15 protein-coding genes and 1 riboswitch are annotated in these 18,147 nt (G+C 29.5%); of the genes, 1 reads left to right on the top strand and 14 read right to left on the bottom strand.

What is annotated here, in order from left to right; translation table 11 throughout:
• Window positions 1-9: 9 nt before the first annotated feature.
• The 7 genes from pilM to purR form a co-directional block, all read right to left on the bottom strand.
• Window positions 10-1,053, bottom strand: a complete 1,044-nt coding sequence (gene pilM / locus H8923_RS14700) for a type IV pilus biogenesis protein PilM (protein ID WP_153972689.1) — start codon at window positions 1,051-1,053, stop codon at window positions 10-12.
• Between the two features lie 27 nt (window positions 1,054-1,080).
• Window positions 1,081-2,283 carry a type II secretion system F family protein gene (locus tag H8923_RS14695; protein WP_187127969.1) on the bottom strand — a complete coding sequence of 401 codons (1,203 nt, stop codon included), beginning with the start codon at window positions 2,281-2,283 and terminating at the stop codon, window positions 1,081-1,083.
• 18 nt (window positions 2,284-2,301) lie between these two features.
• Window positions 2,302-3,993 (bottom strand): GspE/PulE family protein, encoded by a 1,692-nt coding sequence (locus H8923_RS14690; RefSeq protein ID WP_153972688.1) that lies wholly within the window; start codon window positions 3,991-3,993, stop codon window positions 2,302-2,304.
• A gap of 163 nt (window positions 3,994-4,156) precedes the next feature.
• Window positions 4,157-4,241: riboswitch (cyclic di-GMP riboswitch) on the bottom strand.
• A gap of 147 nt (window positions 4,242-4,388) precedes the next feature.
• Entirely contained in the window at window positions 4,389-5,339 is a 951-nt protein-coding gene (locus H8923_RS14685) for a ribose-phosphate diphosphokinase (RefSeq protein WP_153972687.1), read from the bottom strand.
• 96 nt (window positions 5,340-5,435) lie between these two features.
• A complete protein-coding gene (gene glmU / locus H8923_RS14680; RefSeq protein ID WP_153972686.1) occupies window positions 5,436-6,809 on the bottom strand; it encodes a bifunctional UDP-N-acetylglucosamine diphosphorylase/glucosamine-1-phosphate N-acetyltransferase GlmU in 1,374 nt (457 codons plus the stop codon).
• 205 nt (window positions 6,810-7,014) lie between these two features.
• Entirely contained in the window at window positions 7,015-7,293 is a 279-nt protein-coding gene (gene spoVG / locus H8923_RS14675; protein ID WP_122640671.1) for a septation regulator SpoVG, read from the bottom strand.
• Window positions 7,294-7,420: 127 nt separating this feature from the next.
• Window positions 7,421-8,311: a pur operon repressor gene (gene purR, locus H8923_RS14670; protein ID WP_153972685.1), complete on the bottom strand. Its 891-nt coding sequence runs from the start codon at window positions 8,309-8,311 to the stop codon at window positions 7,421-7,423.
• Window positions 8,312-8,532: 221 nt separating this feature from the next.
• Between purR and murC the strand changes: the two genes are divergently transcribed.
• The gene (murC, locus tag H8923_RS14665) at window positions 8,533-9,888 is read left to right on the top strand and encodes a UDP-N-acetylmuramate--L-alanine ligase (protein ID WP_153972684.1); all 1,356 of its coding nucleotides are present in this window, start codon (window positions 8,533-8,535) and stop codon (window positions 9,886-9,888) included.
• Window positions 9,889-9,923: 35 nt separating this feature from the next.
• Here murC and H8923_RS14660 read toward each other — a convergent pair whose 3' ends face one another.
• From H8923_RS14660 to H8923_RS14630, 7 genes are all read right to left on the bottom strand, one after another.
• Window positions 9,924-10,712 (bottom strand): hypothetical protein, encoded by a 789-nt coding sequence (locus H8923_RS14660; protein ID WP_153972683.1) that lies wholly within the window; start codon window positions 10,710-10,712, stop codon window positions 9,924-9,926.
• Window positions 10,713-10,781: 69 nt separating this feature from the next.
• Complete coding sequence (locus H8923_RS14655; protein ID WP_153972682.1) at window positions 10,782-11,678, bottom strand: cation diffusion facilitator family transporter; 897 nt, start codon at window positions 11,676-11,678, stop codon at window positions 10,782-10,784.
• Window positions 11,679-11,873: 195 nt separating this feature from the next.
• A complete protein-coding gene (locus tag H8923_RS14650) occupies window positions 11,874-12,989 on the bottom strand; it encodes a M20/M25/M40 family metallo-hydrolase (RefSeq protein WP_153972681.1) in 1,116 nt (371 codons plus the stop codon).
• Window positions 12,990-13,071: 82 nt separating this feature from the next.
• Window positions 13,072-14,277 carry a hypothetical protein gene (locus tag H8923_RS14645; RefSeq protein WP_153972680.1) on the bottom strand — a complete coding sequence of 402 codons (1,206 nt, stop codon included), beginning with the start codon at window positions 14,275-14,277 and terminating at the stop codon, window positions 13,072-13,074.
• Between the two features lie 67 nt (window positions 14,278-14,344).
• Entirely contained in the window at window positions 14,345-15,214 is an 870-nt protein-coding gene (rsmA, locus tag H8923_RS14640) for a 16S rRNA (adenine(1518)-N(6)/adenine(1519)-N(6))-dimethyltransferase RsmA (protein WP_153972679.1), read from the bottom strand.
• Between the two features lie 98 nt (window positions 15,215-15,312).
• A complete protein-coding gene (gene rnmV, locus H8923_RS14635) occupies window positions 15,313-15,855 on the bottom strand; it encodes a ribonuclease M5 (protein WP_153972678.1) in 543 nt (180 codons plus the stop codon).
• Between the two features lie 210 nt (window positions 15,856-16,065).
• Window positions 16,066-17,982: an SH3 domain-containing protein gene (locus H8923_RS14630; protein WP_172976746.1), complete on the bottom strand. Its 1,917-nt coding sequence runs from the start codon at window positions 17,980-17,982 to the stop codon at window positions 16,066-16,068.
• Window positions 17,983-18,147 lie beyond the last annotated feature (165 nt).

Below are 18,147 nucleotides of genomic sequence, written 5' to 3'. Positions count from 1 at the left end.
ATTTCCCCCTTAAGACCTAATTAAGGCTCCAATTGCATTTAAATAATTTTCTATATTATCAATACTTATATTAGCTTCATTAAATTTTATATTATTTATTTTTTTAGTTGGGATATTGATTTTTTCGCCTATGTATTCGTGAATATTATATAAACTAGATATTCCTCCTAGTATATAAATCCCATCTATCTTATTGCCTATGTATTTGTTATTGTAGAATCTTATTATTCTTTCTATTTCTTCCGATAAATTCTGTATAAATATCATTTCATCATATGTTGTATCAATATAATTACTTCTAATTATCCTTGTAAAATCTAATTTTCCATTTTTATAAATACTCAATGACGTAAAGCTTGATCCTATATCTATAAATACATTTGTTAATGAAGCATCATATGAATCTTCATTAACTTTATCTGTACATGTAATTAATTTACTTAATGAATTAAATGCTACATCAAGAGATACTGGCTTTAACTTAAGAACTTTTAGTATATCATAATAACCTCTAGCCATCTTCTCTGGGTATGCTATAACATATACTTTTAATTTATTACTATTTTCTTGTTCTACCTCATCTAATTCAATATATTGAACAATATAATCATTTAGATTTATTGGTAGGTATTGTTCCATCTCAAATTTTATTACACTTTCAACTTCATCTTCATCTACTTTTGGTATTATAATTTCTCTATTTATAATAGTCGTTGAATTTGTTGTAAAGCTTGCATACTTTGCTTTTATTTTATTCTCATTAAGTAATATTTGGATTTTATCTGCTAAGATTTTTTCATTTATAATTAAACCATCGTTAACACTATCTTTTGGAGTTTCAAATTCTAAGTAATTACTTATACTTAACTTTCCTTTATAATATTTTCCTACTACTATCTTTGTGTAGTCACTCCCTATATCAAATGAAATTATTTCTCTTTTTAATTCCTTCTCTTTTTTGGGTTTACTCTTATTTTTTTTGTTTTTATTTTTAATTAAATCTTTTATATCCATACTCATAAGTTCTTTTAAACTCACTTTTTTAGCTTCCACTATTCGCACCTCTTTGTATTTTAATTTCTATATACTATCATACATACTCGTCATTGGTAACATTATTGATACTACTATAAAACCTACTACTACACCCATAACAACTATAAGTATTGGTTCTATCATTGCTGAGGTAGCTTGTATTTGACTCTCTAACTCATCATCATAAAAGTCAGCTGTTTTATACATTATGTCGTCTAGTGTCCCTGATTCTTCTCCAATTTTTACCATGGTGGCCATCATTTTAGGAAATATATTACTCTTACTTATTGGTTTATATATTCCCTCTCCTCTAACTACAGATTCTCTCATTTTTAATATAATTTCCTCTGCAATTTTATTACCTACTATATCTGCAATTAGCTCTAATGATCTTATCATTGGAATTCCACTAGACATTAAAAGAGACATAGTTCTTGTAAATCGTGAAACTATTATCTTTTCATTTAGCTTATCTATTATTGGTAAATTAAGTTTTAAGTATCCGATTGTCTGCATACCATGTTCTGTTTTAGCATAAATTCTAAATAGCACTGAAAGTATAACTATTGTCAGAGTAATAAATAATATATTACTACTTATGAATCCACTTATAGACATTAATAACTTTGTTATTGCAGGCAGTTCAGTTCCCATAGACTCAAAGGTTTCCATAAACGACGGAATTACAAAAACCATAAGTACTGCAACTACTAAGGCTGCTACTACAGCCAATATTGATGGATATATCATCGCAACCCTAACTTTGTTGTTTATCTTATTATCTTTTTCATACTGATCTGACATTCTAAGCATTATTGTATCTAAATTTCCACTTTCTTCTCCAACTTCAATCATATTGATTAACAGGTTTGGGAATGCATCTTGATACTTACCCATAGCAGATGATAAAGTTTCTCCTCTTTTAACATCATCCTCTACCAATTTAATTATATCTTTAAGTTTTTTGTTAGGAGTTTGCTGTGCTAGTATTTCTAATGCAGCATTTACAGTTAATCCTGCATCTAGCATTGTGTAAAATTGTCTGCAAAATATGGCAATATCCTTTATAGTTATTTTTTGGAAAATATTAATTTCAATATTTCTACTTTCTATTTTTTCTTCTATTTTTAACGGATAATATCCATTGGAGCGTAGCATATCAGTTATTTCAAACTTAGAATTAGACTCATGTATACCCGTTATCTTTTCTCCTGAAGGGCTTATAGCTCTATATTCAAATTTAGGCACCTTAATTTCATCCCTTTCTTATATATTTTTCATCATAGTTATTGAAGCAAGTTCATTAACAGTAGTTGTCCCTTTAAGAACTAATTTTTTGCAGTTCTCTTCTAATGTTTCCATACCATTTTTTATAGATATATCTTTTAGAATATTCGGATCTCTACTTATATTAATATAATCTCTATGCTCCCTTGATATTTCCATAATTTCATATATACCTGTTCTTCCTAGGTATCCAGTATAATTACAGTGTCCACATCCATTTCCTTTATACAGCTTTACCGCTGTACTTGTATCGTTTTGTAAAATTTTCTTTTCATATTCTGTTGCATTATACTCATACTTACAATGTGGACATATCTTTTTTATAAGTCTTTGGGCTATTACCCCTGAAATAGCCGTTGATACCAAATAAGGTTCTATATTCATATCAATTAATCTTGTTATTGTTGAAGGAGCATCATTAGTATGAAGTGTACTTAAAACTAAATGTCCTGTTATTGCTGCTTTAGTTGCTACTTTAGCAGTTTCTTCATCTCTAATTTCTCCTATCATTACTATGTCTGGGTCCTGTCTTAGTATACTTCTTAATCCACTAGCAAAAGTAAGGTTTGTCTTATTGTTCACATTCACTTGGTTTATTCCATTTAATGTATACTCTACTGGATCTTCTACTGTAACAATATTAACTTCTGATGAATTTAATTCATTTAATATAGTGTATAAAGTCGTAGATTTACCACTACCCGTTGGACCTGTAACTAACACTATTCCATGAGGGCTTGATATAATTCTTTCTAATCTAGTTATATTTTCTTCATCCATACCTAGGTGTTGTTTTCCTATTTTAAAACTACTACTATCAAGAACCCTTATAACTATTTTTTCCCCGTTTACTACTGGTAATATTGATATTCTAAGATCCACTCTTTTCCCATTTATTTGAGCAATAACACGACCATCTTGAGGGACCCTCTTTTCTGTTATATTTAAATTAGATAATATTTTGATTCTTGTTACTAATGGACCTAAGCTTTCCTTTGGTAAAGAGTTTATAGTCTGTAACTGTCCATCAATTCTATATCTTATTCTCACTTCATTTTCAAAAGGCTCAATATGTATATCTGATGCTCTCATCTCAACTGCATTTGCAAATAAGTATTCTACCATCTTTACAGCTGGAGCACTTTTAACATCATCTAAACCTTCAACATCAATAGATATATACTGAGATTCTAAACTTTCTTTTGACAATTCTTCTGCTGCTAAATTCATTTTTTCTGAACTATAATGAACTTGAATAAATTTACTTATATTGGCTTTATCACTTATATAAGATTCAACTTCAAATCCAGTTGATATAGATATATCATCTACTGCATATATGTTAAGTGGATCAGAAAATGCAATTTTCACTTTATTTTCTTCTATTCCAAAAGGTATTAATGTATATTTTTCACATAATCCTTGAGATACTAACTTGATAACTCTTTTATCGAACTCTATCTCATTTAAATTAACCTTCTTTATACCCGTTTGCTTCTCTATAGCATCAATAATATCATCTTCATCCAGAATGTTAAGTTCAACTATTACTTCTCCTAACTTTTTTCCCATAGTTTTTTGAGCCTTTAACGCTTGTGCTAACTGATAAGATGTTAGTTTTTCAGCTTCTACTAGAATATCTCCTAGTCGCCTTTTAGTGTAACTAATCATATATTCACCTCTTTTTATAACCTAACTTTATTCATTTTTATTAATTTAAATACTACTATTGTATTATTTTCAATTCTACTATCGTACCGTATATTATACCATTTTTTACTAAATTTAACTGCTTATATATAAAAAGGCTATATTATAATCACAATAAAATTGTTTATAATATAGCCGGTTGCACTAATATCTCCATATATCTCAAGCGCCCACATATAAGATATATTTCCTTGATTTCTACTTTTTATTAATTCTTTTATACATAAAGAATATATTATTTTCCACTTTTTAGCAACTACCTTTTATACTTTAGTATACTTTTCACTACCAATTATTTTTTACATATAAAAAGGACTTGAATAAAGGATAATCCTTAATTCAAGTCCACTATTTAATTAGAATAAAACACTTATAGATTCATTAGAGAATATTTTCTTTATAGCATCTCCAAATAAAGGAGCTACTGAAAGAACTTTTATCTTATCTATTCTCTTTTCTTCAGGAAGTTGTATAGTATCTAATACTATTAACTCACTTATAGCAGAATTGTCTATTCTTTCTATAGCAGGTCCTGATAATACTCCGTGAGTACAACAAGCATATATATCTTTAGCTCCAAATTCTTTAAGAGCATTAGCTGCATTAGTTATTGTTCCAGCTGTGTCTATCATGTCATCTAATAATATAACGTTCTTTCCTTTAACATCACCTATTATATTCATGACTTCACAAACATTAGCCTTAGGTCTTCTTTTGTCTATTATAGCTAGAGGAACTTCTCCATCTAATGTTGTTGCGAACTTTCTAGATCTTGTAACACTTCCAAGGTCCGGAGATACTACTACTAAATCCTCTATACCTTTTTGGTTGAAGTGATCAGCTAATATACTTCCACCTAATAAGTGGTCTAGTGGTATATCAAAATATCCTTGGATTTGAGCTGCATGTAAGTCCATAGTTAATACTCTATCTGCTCCTGCTGCTGTTATTAAGTTTGCAACTAATTTAGCTGTGATAGGATCTCTTGATTTTGCTTTTCTGTCTTGTCTTGCATATCCGTAATAAGGTATTACCGCTGTTATTCTACCAGCTGATGCTCTTCTTAGTGCATCTATCATTATTAATAACTCCATTAAGTTATCATTTACTGGACTGTTAGTTGATTGAACTACGAAAACGTCACATCCTCTAACTGTTTCATTCATGTTAACAGATATTTCTCCATCGCTGAACTTTCCTACTGTACAATCTGCTACAGGTACACCTATATAATCAGCTATATTTTGTGCTAACTCTTTAGACGAGTTTCCTGAAATTATTTTAATTTCACTTCCGCTAGTATTCATTGCTTATCCTCCCGAAAATTTTAACTTTTGATATATATTTTGTGATTTGTATTTTATAATTTTTAGACTAATTCTAAAAATAATAATCTAATTAATTTATTGGTTGTCTTTTGATCTTTTCTTTTCTACCCATCCTTCTTTAACAACTTGTCTTTCTCTTGCAATTGCTAAAGCTCCCTTAGGTACATCATTTGTTATTGTCGAACCTGTAGCTATATATCCATCTTCCTCTACTGTTACTGGTGCAACTAAATTAGAGTTAGAGCCTATAAAAGCTCCGTCTTTTACTACAGATTTAAATTTATTTTTTCCATCATAATTAACAAATACAACACCGCATCCTATATTAACATCTTTTCCTACATGAGCATCTCCTATGTAAGATAGATGAGAGGCTTTTGAATTATCTTCTATTATAGCATTCTTAACTTCTACGAAGTCTCCTATTTTTACATTGTTTCCTATATTACTTTTTGGTCTTAAGTAAGCATATGGTCCCACTGTTGTATTTTCTCCAACTACGCTATCTATTACAGTTGAATTCTTCACTTCTGTATTATCGCCAATAGTTGAATTTTCTATAGCTGAATTCATTTCTATAATGCAATTACTTCCTATTTTAGTGTTTCCTTTTAACATAACTCCTGGATATATTATAGTGTCATTTCCTATTTCAACATCAGATTCTATATATGTAGAATTAGTATCTATTATAGTTACACCATTGACCATATGAGATTCATTTATTCTTTTTCTCATTATTTCTTCTGCTTTTGATAATTCTACTCTAGAGTTTACTCCCATAAGTTCTTCTATTGTAGAACCATTGTATGCTCCTACTTTTTGACCTCTATCTCTCATTATGTATATAGTGTCTGTTAAGTAGTATTCTCCTTGAGCATTGTTATTATCTATTAAGTCTAAAGATTCTCTTAAAGATTTTCCATTGAAGCAGTATATTCCTGAATTTATTTCTTTTACAGCTTTTTCTTCTTCATTTGCATCTTTTTGCTCTACTATCTTTAATAAATCTTCATTATTATCTCTTATTATTCTTCCATATCCAGTTGGATTTTCTACTTTAGTTGTTAAAACTGTTGCATGATATTCATTTTCTAGATGATATGCAAATAACCTTCTTAAAGTATCCTCTTTTATTAATGGAGTGTCTCCACATAAAACTACTATTGTATCTTCATCATTTATGTATTCCTTTGCCATTTTAACAGCATGCCCAGTTCCTAATTGCTCTGTTTGCATTGCTATCATACTGTTCTTAGGAAGTCTTTCTTTTACAACATCACTTTCGTGTCCTAAAATCACTACTATATCGTTTACTCCTGATTTTTGAGAAACATTTATAACGTGATTTACCATTTCTTTTCCGCATACTTTGTGTATTACTTTAGGATATTTAGACTTCATTCTAGTCCCTTTACCTGCCGCAAGAATTATTGCTTTAAAGTTCATGATTTGACTCCTTTTTAATTAATCTATATATATTATATTCTATTATGTCATTCTGATATTCTGTATACAATTTCTTCATTTCTCTAACTAATATAGCACTTTTCTTACTAAAAGTACAGTCATTAAAGTGTTTTTTCCAATAAAAAAGAGCCGAATAGTTCGGCTCATCCATACTAATTTATTACTAAATAATGTTATTTGTTTACTATTCTGCTGCTACTTCTAATTGAGCAACTGCTTCATGGTAAGCTTTTAATACAGCTTCCTCTAGAACTTGTCTCATCTCAGCATTTATTGGATGAGCTATATCTCTAAAGTTTCCTTCCCCTACTTTTCTACTTGGCATAGCTATGAATAGCCCATTATGACCTTCTATAACCTTTATGTCATGTACAACAAATAGATTATCGAAAGTTATTGAAACTATACATTTCATTTTCCCTTCATCAGTTATTTTTCTCACTCTTACGTCAGTAATGTTCATACCTCAATATCCCCCTTTTAATTTTGACAAAATTAGTTTATATTAATATAAATTGTTTATTACTAATAATAGTAATTCTATATTGTTTTAAAATTTCCTTTTTATTTTTTAAAATATTTATTTTTTATTATTCTTCATCAAATAAACTTTCGTCTTCTTCAACAAATCTCTCTATTTCCTCATTTTCCTCTATCTCTATATTTCTATACTCATCTCTAAAAGTTTTTAAATTTGGCTCTACGCTTATCTTTTCACCATCTACATCTAATTGTATTAATGATATGTAATCTTGTACCATTTTATCTTCTGGTGTAGTTGTTGATATGAATACTCCTGAACCTATTACTTCTGCCCCAAATTCATTCATTAGATTCATCATACCTTTTATAGTTCCTCCACCTCTCATGAAGTCATCTATTAAAATAACTTTACTTCCTGGTTTTAGAGCTTTTCTTGGTAAACTCATACTCTCAACTTTCGACTTCCCACTTACATATGTCATACTCAAAGTTGGACCTTCTGATACTTTTATGTCCTTTCTAATTATAACTAAAGGTAAATTCATAGCCTTAGCTGTCATAAGAGCCATAGGTATTCCCTTTGTTTCCATTGTTACTACATAGTCAGCCTCAGAGTAATCAATATTTGATGCAAATATCTTCCCTATCTTCGATGCTATGCTTGGATCATATATTAAATCTATTAGATATAAGAATCCTCCTGAAAGTAATCTAGAGGGGTCACTTATTTTTTTACATAAATCCATTAAAAATTCTTCATTCTCTGATTTAGATGTTTTAGGTATATACTTAACTCCTCCAGCAGCTCCTGAAATAGTTATAACTTTACCTAATTCTAACTTTTCAAAAACATTTTTTACAACTAATAAATCTTCACTTATTGTTGATTTTGCAGCATTGAATTTCTCTGTAAAATAGCTTAATGTATATATCTTATTTGGGTTATCAGATAGTATTTTTACTATAGCTCCAATTCTTTCCGTTCTCTTAAATTTCATTGAGCTCTACCTCCTAAAGTCTTTGTTAATTTATACGTAAACTAAGTAATGCATAACCTTACTTATTATGATATAATTATAGTTATGTTTTAAAGCATTTTTAAATATATTGTATATATATAGTATATGTACATTTCTAATAAAATATTGAACATTATATTATTATACCACATAAATAGTTCATATTGTAGAACTTAATTATGAAGAAAGGTGGTTTTATTATGAATATACACTTCATTGGAATTGGTGGCATAAGCATGAGCGCATTAGCGGAAATATGCCTTAACAAAGGATATAAAGTTTCTGGATCTGATATGAATGAGTCTTATCTTTTAGATAAGCTAAGAAGCCAAGGGGCTAACATACATGTTGGACAATGCAAGGAAAATATATCTGAGAACATAGATATGGTGGTTTACACAGCAGCAATACATCCTGATAATCAAGAGCTTGTAGCTGCAAGAGAAAAAAATATACTTACTATGGATAGAGCAGCTTTCTTAGGACAAGTGATGAGAGAATACAAGAACTCTATAGCAGTTTCTGGTACTCACGGAAAAACATCTACTACATCTATGCTGTCTACTATTTTTGAATATGCACAGTTAGATCCTACTATATTAGTTGGTGGTAACTTAAGTGTCATAGGCGGTAATGTTAAGATAGGATCTTCTGATCACTTTATAACAGAAGCTTGTGAATATGTTGATAGTTTCCTTAACTTCAATCCTAAAATATCTATAGTATTAAATATAGAAGAAGATCATCTTGATTATTTCTCTGGATTAGATGAGATAAAAGCTTCTTTCAATAAATTTGGAAAGCTTCTACCTAAAGATGGCTTCTTCATCATAAATGGCGATGATAATAATACTGTTGATATTTTACATGAAGTTAAAGCTAGTATCATAAAGTATGGTAGAAATGAAGGTAATGATACTATTATAAAAAATATAAGCTTTAACGATAACGGATATGGTGTATTCGAATTAGAATACAAAGGTGAAAACCTAGGTACTTTTGAGTTATCGGTACCAGGACTTCACAATATTTATAATGCTACTTCGGCTATAATGACTGCTTACGTTTCTGGAATAAATTTAGAAACTATAAGAAAAAATATAACTCTATACAAAGGTGTTGGAAGAAGATTTGAAACTAAAGGTTATTATAAGGATGTTTTAGTTATAGATGATTATGCACATCATCCAACTGAATTAAAAGCTACATTAGCAGCGGCTAAAAAGCTAAACAAAAATAACTTATGGTGCATATTCCAACCTCATACTTATACTAGAACTAAGGCTCTTTTAGATAGCTTTGCTGAAGCCTTCTATTCTGCTGACAAAGTTATAATAACTGATATTTATGCAGCTAGAGAAGATGACCCAGGTGATATACATTCTAAGGATTTAGTTGAAAAGCTATATCATAATAATGTGGATGCTATATATATAAGTAAATTTGAAGATATTGCACAATATATTCGTGAAAATGCAGAACCTAACGATTTAGTTATAACTGCTGGTGCTGGTACAGTATACCAAATAGCAGATTTATTAACTGAAGAAAAATAAATAATAAAAATAAAAGGTCGGTTTTAACCGACCTTTTATTTTATCTTGAATATATCATTTTTTATATATTCATATAAAGCATTGTGTACCTCATAGTATGACTGTAGTTTATGAGATGTTATTTTTACATAATCTTCTCCCATAGTTTCTACTGTTATATCTTGTCCTTTTATTTTTATTGCTATTGTAAAGTTGTATTCACTTCTTTCTTTACTTTTCTCTGGCTGGACTTTTCCTACTATTCTTTTTGATGCCATCTTATATGATAAATCATCATATTTCCACTTATGAATCTTTTTGGTCTTCTCACCATAGGTTATACTTACACTTTCCCAATTCTTATACTGAGTTATAAATCCAAAAGATGTATAAATACTTTTATTTAATACATTAGTAAATTCTTCTTTTGAGTCTACTGGAATTTTATAGTATGATTCTTGATTTACAGTATAAATCCTTAAGTAATTTAAGTCTGTCGAGAATTTAATTCCATCATCAGAATATCCACTATATACTTCTTTATAGGATTCTGGAGTTCTTACTTCCTTCAATTCTGCTAGTATATAATCTAATTCATCCCAATAGTCTTCTTCAACTCTTATGTTGCTAACAGTTCCATCTGAAAGATATATCTTCTTCTTATATCTTAACTGTGTTAATAATGATCTCGTATCTTCTTTTTGCTCTTGTGTATTTACTTCTACTTTTTGAGCATTCCCTTGCTCTTTACTAAACCACCAAAACGAAAGAAAGTACAGTGCGAAAAATATAAGCAAACTAAGTGGCAGTATTGCACTCTTCTTAATTTTTCTTTTTTTAGCCATATTGCACCCCCACTATTTCTTAGTTATAGAATTATTATATACCTTTTTTCGATTTTTTTTAATATATAATTATTTAAAACAAGTATTTCCGGGGCAATAATTACATGGTTCTACATGAACAGTGATACCTTTTACAAATTCCATATCTCTTATGATATCTTTTTCTAGTTGATTTGCTATATCATGTCCCTCTCTTACTGTAAGATTTCCATCCACACAAATAACTAAATCTACATATGCCATTGCTCCATGTTTTCTACTTCTTATTTCCCCTAAGTTTCTTACACCCTCAGTATTTTTCGCTATTTCCTTGATTTGTTCCTCTTGTTCCAAATCTATAGAAACATCCATAAGCTCATTAGTTGCACCTACTAAAATCTCTATTCCTACCTTAGCTACAAATATCGCTACAACAATAGATGCTATAGGATCAAAAACCTTAAAGCCTAGCATTGCTCCTCCTATACCTACAAATGCTGCTACTGAAGAAAGAGCATCTGACCTATGATGCCATGCATCCGCTTTTAATGCTGGAGAATTTATTTTTTTAGCTATTTTAATAGTGATTCTGTATTGATATTCTTTTATTAAAATTGATATTATAGCAACTACTAGTGGTAATACTGTTGGTATCTCAATCCCCTGTATATTTCCTAAAGATTTAACTGCTTCTATACCAATAGATCCTGACACAACTATTAATAATATAGATAATAAGAATGATACTAGTGTTTCTGCTTTTTCATGTCCATAGTTGTGCTCCTTATCTACTGGTGTTGCTGATATATAATTTCCTAATAGTACACCTACTGAACTTATTATATCTGATGCAGAATGTAATCCATCAGCTATCATTGCGCTAGACCTACCAAATACGCCTGCAACTATCTTTATAATTGTAAGTAGTATATTCCAAGCTATTGCTTGCTTGGTTACTTTATTCGATTCTTCATACCTTGTTTCCATAATCCCTCCATTAATTATTTCTTTGATAATATTATATTATTTAATGATATTGCATACTCTTTACGTTCAATATTAATTCTCAATCTCCAAAAACGTAAAAATGGGCATATCTCAAAATATTAACTTAACCAATATCTATTTGATACTAATTAAGGATATTCTAAGATAGCCCAATTTTATATACTATCTATTTTATTATGCTTCTTTAATTATTTCAATAACTGTTTTTGCAGAGTTAATTAAATCTTCTATTGCAATATATTCTTCTAGAGTATGAGCCTTCTTCATTCCTATACCCAGATTTACAGCTTTTATACCATTTTTATTTAATACATTAGTATCGCTTCCACCACCTGTAGAAGCAGTTTTTCCTTGTATATTAAGATTAGCAAATGCTTTTTTAGTAAATTCTACTATATCATCATTTTCATCTATATTAAGTGGTGAATACATTCTAGAAATTTCTACTTCTATTTCTGCACCAAACTCTTTTGCAGCTTTCTCGAAAACTTCTATCATATGACTTGTTTGAGCATCTAATTTTTGTTCATCTAAACTTCTAGCTTCTGCAATTATTTCTAATTCTGGCATTACTATATTTGTAGCTTCTCCACCTTTAACTATACCTATATTAGCAGTAGTTTCTTCATCGATTCTTAATAAGTTCATATTTTCTATAGCTCTTGATGCTACCATTATTGCACTTATTCCTGCTTCTGGTTGAAGTCCTGCATGAGCTGGTCTTCCTTTAATTTTAACTGCTATTCTATCTTGACCTGGAGCCTTTACTATTATTTCTCCTGGTGAGCCACCACTATCTAAAACAAATCCGTAATCTACATCTAACTTTGAGTAATCTAAAGACTTAGCTCCAAATAATCCGCCTTCTTCCCATATTGAGAATACTACTGTTATATCTGAATGCTCTATATTATTTTCTTTTATATGTCTTAATCCTTCTAATATTGCAGCTATTCCCGCCTTATCATCTGAACCTAAAACTGTAGTTCCATCACTTTTTATTATTCCAGCTTCTTCATCTATTATAGGTTTGATTCCTATCCCAGGACTAACTGTATCCATATGTGAACTGAATAATATTTTTTTACCCTCTCTATTTCCTTTTAATGTAGCTATTACATTTCCTGTCTCGCCACCATGTATTTCCCCTGCATTATCTACTTCTACTGATAAACCAATTTCTTCTAACTTGTTAACTAGTACCTTAGCAACATTTCCTTCTTTAGAAGATGGGCTGTCTATCTGTACTAATTCTAAGAATTCATCTATAAGTCTCTTATTATTTGTCATAATTTCTCCTCCAAAATATATAGTCTTAAATTCTATTTTAGAGGATTATTGAATTATTATCAATAGATTCTAAATTTAATGACTATTTTAAAATACTTCTAGTTCTTGAGTCTATATAACATAACCAGTAACCTAAGCTATTTCCTCTATTATCGCAAGGTTGGTACATAGTAAATCCTGTATGACCTTTATCTGGTTGTTCATCCTTTTTACCTGGTACTGCATAAATATAGTTTTTTCTCTTATTATATTCATCATACTGAACGCCGAACAGATAATGTCTATATTTATAGGATTGCATTATTGCATCACTATACATTGTATAATTTAAACTATTAACATATCCTAAGTACGGCATTGTATAACCACATAGAGTTGCAGGTGTTATATCTATTTTCCACCATCTAGTATTATCTATATAGTCCTCCACAAAAGGCTTAACTTCTCTAAAATATTTTAACCCTTTTTTAATTTGTCTAGGCATTAATAGAGCACCTTGTGATTTTGTATTTCTTTCTTGTTGAGTTTCATTCATGTGATCTTGAAAATTTACATCTTGAGATGTTTTGTTGATTGGATTTCGATATTGCTTAACTCTTTCTTTAATTGTTTTGTTTTGTCTAGGAATTCTGTTCGTTCTATTATATTCTAAGCCGTTATCATCATTTATATTTTTATACTCATGATATTTGTTTTCACCGTTGTCATAATCAATATTATCATCAATTTCATATTCGCCATCATCAGTATCAACATATCCGTCTAGGTCATCGTCATCTTCTACCTCGATATACTCTATTTCTTCATATTCTTCATACTCTCCATCTTCATCATCTTCTACCTCGATATATTCTATCTCTTCATATTCTTCAACTTCATCATCTGTTTCTATATACTCATCTTCATCTCCCATAAATAATATTTCTTCATAGTTTTCAATCTTATTTCCCTTGAATCCTATTAAAGGTACAGTTTTTTCATATAATAAAGCAATACCTTTTATTTCTGCATCCCTGTCTTCTAAATTTAGTACAAATTCCCCCTTACCTTGCTCACTTAAAGTTATTTTTCCTAAATCTATAGTCTCATAATCACTTCTTATTGCTACTACCCTATATCCGTCCTTCATATATTTAAGATTCTCTACATATAATGCTACAACTGATTTTTCATCATTTACTTCTATCTTTGCAAAAGCCTTAGGTAAGATACGCTCTTTATATCTAAAATTCATATCCTTTGCTTCTAAAATTATATAGTCTCTCTTAAATTTTCTTTTAGAGCTCATTTCTTTCCCCCCCCTTTACATAAGTTCTCTAGATAGTATATGTTTACATATTAAAAAAAAGTACCTTCTATTTTGAAGGTACTTTTGAGTTTATAACATTTGCAAGAGTTGCAAATTCTTCTATGCTAAGAGTTTCTCCTCTTCTTTTTTCGTCTATATTAGCTTCATTTAAAGCTTCTTTTATTTGGTCTTTAGTTAAAAATCCTAAACCACCTAAAGAATTAAGTAAAGTTTTTCTTCTTTGTCCAAATGATGCCTTAACTGTTTTAAAGAATATCTCTTCACTATCTACAGGATATTTTCTTTCTTCTCTTACATGAAGTCCTATAACTGTAGAATCTACATTTGGTTGAGGAACAAACATGTGTCTCGGAGCTTTTGCAACTATTTCTGTATCACAGTAGTATTGAACTGCTACTGATAACGCACCATAATCTTTTGTCCCAGGTCCTGCATTCATTCTATCTGCAACTTCTTTTTGAACCATAACTACTATATCAGTTACTGGAATATCTTCTTCTAAAAATTTCATAACTATTGGTGTAGTTATATAATATGGAAGGTTAGCTACAAGTTTAACTGGTCCTCCATCTAATTTTTCTTTTACTAATTCTTCTACATCTACTTTTAATATATCTTGATTAACAACTTCTACATTATTTAAATCTTCTAATGTTTCTTTAAGTATTGGTATTAAAGTTTTATCTATTTCTACAGCGACAACCTTGTCTGCAACTTTTCCCATTTCACGAGTAAGTGTACCAATTCCTGGTCCTACTTCTATGATTCTATCACCTTCTGATAATCTAGCTCCTGCTAATATTCTATCTATAACATTATCGTCTATTAAAAAGTTTTGGCCTAATGACTTTGAAAATTTAAAATTATGCTTTTGAACTACTTCTTTGGTAGCTCTATGAGATGAAAGTCTATCCATATGTTATCTCCTTCTATGTATCTATTTTTCTTATTTTATTTATTGTTATTTTTATTATTTCTTTAAATAATTTTTATATAATACTTTTAATCTGATATCTATAGACTATTATCTATTGTGTATACTGCCTTCAGAAATTCTTCTCTACTTACTCCATAATTGTTTAATCTACTTAAGAATTGCTTTGCATTTCCGTATCCAATTCCTAGTATTTTCCCAATTTCGTCTCTTCTGTAAGAAGCATCTTCATTTCCTATAAGTTGATTTCTTATTAGATCAACTTGAGTAAATTCACTTCTTTTCTCTACACTTTCCGTTCTAACTTTATTTAAAGCAGCTATTATACTTTCTGGAGATGCATTTTCAATACCTATATCTCCATCCTTCTTAGCTTCTTCTCTTGGTAAAAAAGCATGCTTACATCCTGGAACTTCTGCAGCTATCTTTTTTCTTATTTTTTCACCGGCAAAATCAGGATCAGTAAATATTATTACTCCACGTCTTTTTTGAGCGGCTTTTATGCGTTCCATAACTCCTTTAGGGAATCCAAATCCACCAGTAGTTATAAGTTCTGCATCTAGAGCCCTTTTTACTGCTGTAACATCATCTCTACCTTCTACTACTATAACTTCTTTTATCATTATAAAATCACCTTTTCTATCTAATCGCTTGAATTCATAAATTAAATTTTAGCATAAATATTTGTATTAGTATATAATTTATCCACTTTTCAGCTATTGTAATTATAAATTGAAATTTTTTGATATTTTATATATTTTTATTATAAATTATTTTCCCTTATATAAATATAATAAAAGACATAAAGTTATATACTTTATGCCTTTTATATATTAACCGATTACCCTTTTATAACCTTTTATTAAAGGTCTTTCTGGATGTATTAATGGCCAATTTACAACTTTTTCAGGCCAAGATTCTATGACTCTATTATTTCCTAGATAAATAGCTACGTGAATTATTGTTCCTTTGCTATTTTTATAGAATACTAAATCCCCTCTTTTTGGAGTACTTACTGTCTTTAATGTAGGAAGGTTCCAAAGGTTGCGAGATTCAAACTCATATCCTGGTTGAGTATGACGAGTTACGCTAACAGGAGCTGGATCTATACCTATAGAGTACATTGCTTGCATAACTAGTCCACTACAATCTATGCCACTACCTGGTACGCCAGCTGCACCAACTACATACTCTGTTCCTAAATAAGATTCAGCGGTTTTAATCATTTGTTCAATAAGATCTGATCTTGTAGCAGTTAATTTTGTTTTAACTGGAGTAACATATGTATCTAGAGTCTTCCAAGAAGATTCACTAAATCCTAACTTCTTCCATGTTGCAAGGTTTACAATACCTGTTTCTTTTAAACCATTCTTTTTTTGGAAGGCTTTTACATGAGACATTGTACTTGGACCTACTGTTTCCCATACCTTTCCCATACCTAATTTTCTTTGAACTTGTGCAACTTTAAGTCCCATTGTACCTTTAACTAAATCTTTACCACCACCACTTACAGTAATCTTTTCCTTTAATTGAATATATCCTTTAGGATTTTCATATACTCTTTTAGCAGTAACTTCTATTGTTTTACTAGTGTAGCTCTTTAAGTCATTGCTTGCAGGAATGTATACTCTCCATTTTGAAGAAATCTGATTATACCACTGTGATGGATATACTAATTTAACTGAATCAGTTTTATCATTCTTTGTTGTAAATGTTGCTTTAGTTTCCCAAGACTTTTTCGAACTATTATACATTTGTAACTGTAATTCACGTCCATATGCATTATTAACCTCTATAGTATCTATTAAAGATTTTCCTGCTGTTTGAGTATGCTTTGTAACTAATCCAGTTACAGTTTCATCTTTTACTTCGTTATTTGATGAAGATGATCCATTATTATTTGAATTACTTACAGATTTTACATTTGATATATAAGATCCACTTACATATCCATATCCTTTTTTAAATTTAATTTTATACCATCCATTACTTGTTTTTTCTACTATTTCTATCTTACTTCCTTTTTTTAAAGATCCTAGCTTAGAAGACGATGTATTTGCCTTGCTTCTTACATTAAGAGAAGATGTATTTACTGTTCCAGTATGTGTAACTTTTATTGATGATGTATTATTATTGGAATTTGAATTGTTTGATCCAGTCGAAGTATTAACAGATTTTACATTTGATATATAAGATCCACTTACGTACCCATATCCTTTTTTAAATTTAATTTTATACCATCCATTACTTGTTTTTTCTACTATTTCTATCTTACTTCCTTTTTTTAAAGATCCTAGCTTAGAAGATGATGTATTTGCCTTGCTTCTTACATTAAGAGAAGATGTATTTACTGTTCCAGTATGAGTAACTTTTATTGATGATATATTGTTTGTATTTGTGTTTGTATTTGATGAAATACTTATATACTTTCCACTTACATATCCATAACCATTTTTAAATTTAATTTTATGCCACCCATTTGATGATGTACTTATTATTTCAATAGTTGATCCTTTTTTTATAGATCCTATTACTGATTTGTTAGTAGATGGTCCACTCCTAACATTTAAAGAACTTGTTGTCACTTTTCCCTTTTTAATAGTACTTCTTTCTTTTGAAACAACTGTCGATTGTTCCACTAGATTATTATTAATAGCTTCTGCATTTGATTCTATACTTGTTGATAAAATCCCACTAATTAATATACCTGAAAGCGCTATTATTATGTGTTTTTTGATTTTTTTGCTCATTATTTGCTCCCTCAATAATTTCATATAACATATTTATGTATATTATAACATCTGCATATAAATATTTACAATGTTTTACATTTTTGTATTTATAATTGCATAGAGATATTTTATTTGTTATTTTGAAATTACTATATACTCAATTATAATAAAAAAGTTCAAGAT

This window comes from Romboutsia faecis (genome assembly GCF_014323405.1).
GTDB lineage: Bacteria > Bacillota > Clostridia > Peptostreptococcales > Peptostreptococcaceae > Romboutsia_E > Romboutsia_E faecis.
This window is presented reverse-complemented; position numbering and strand designations above follow the sequence as displayed.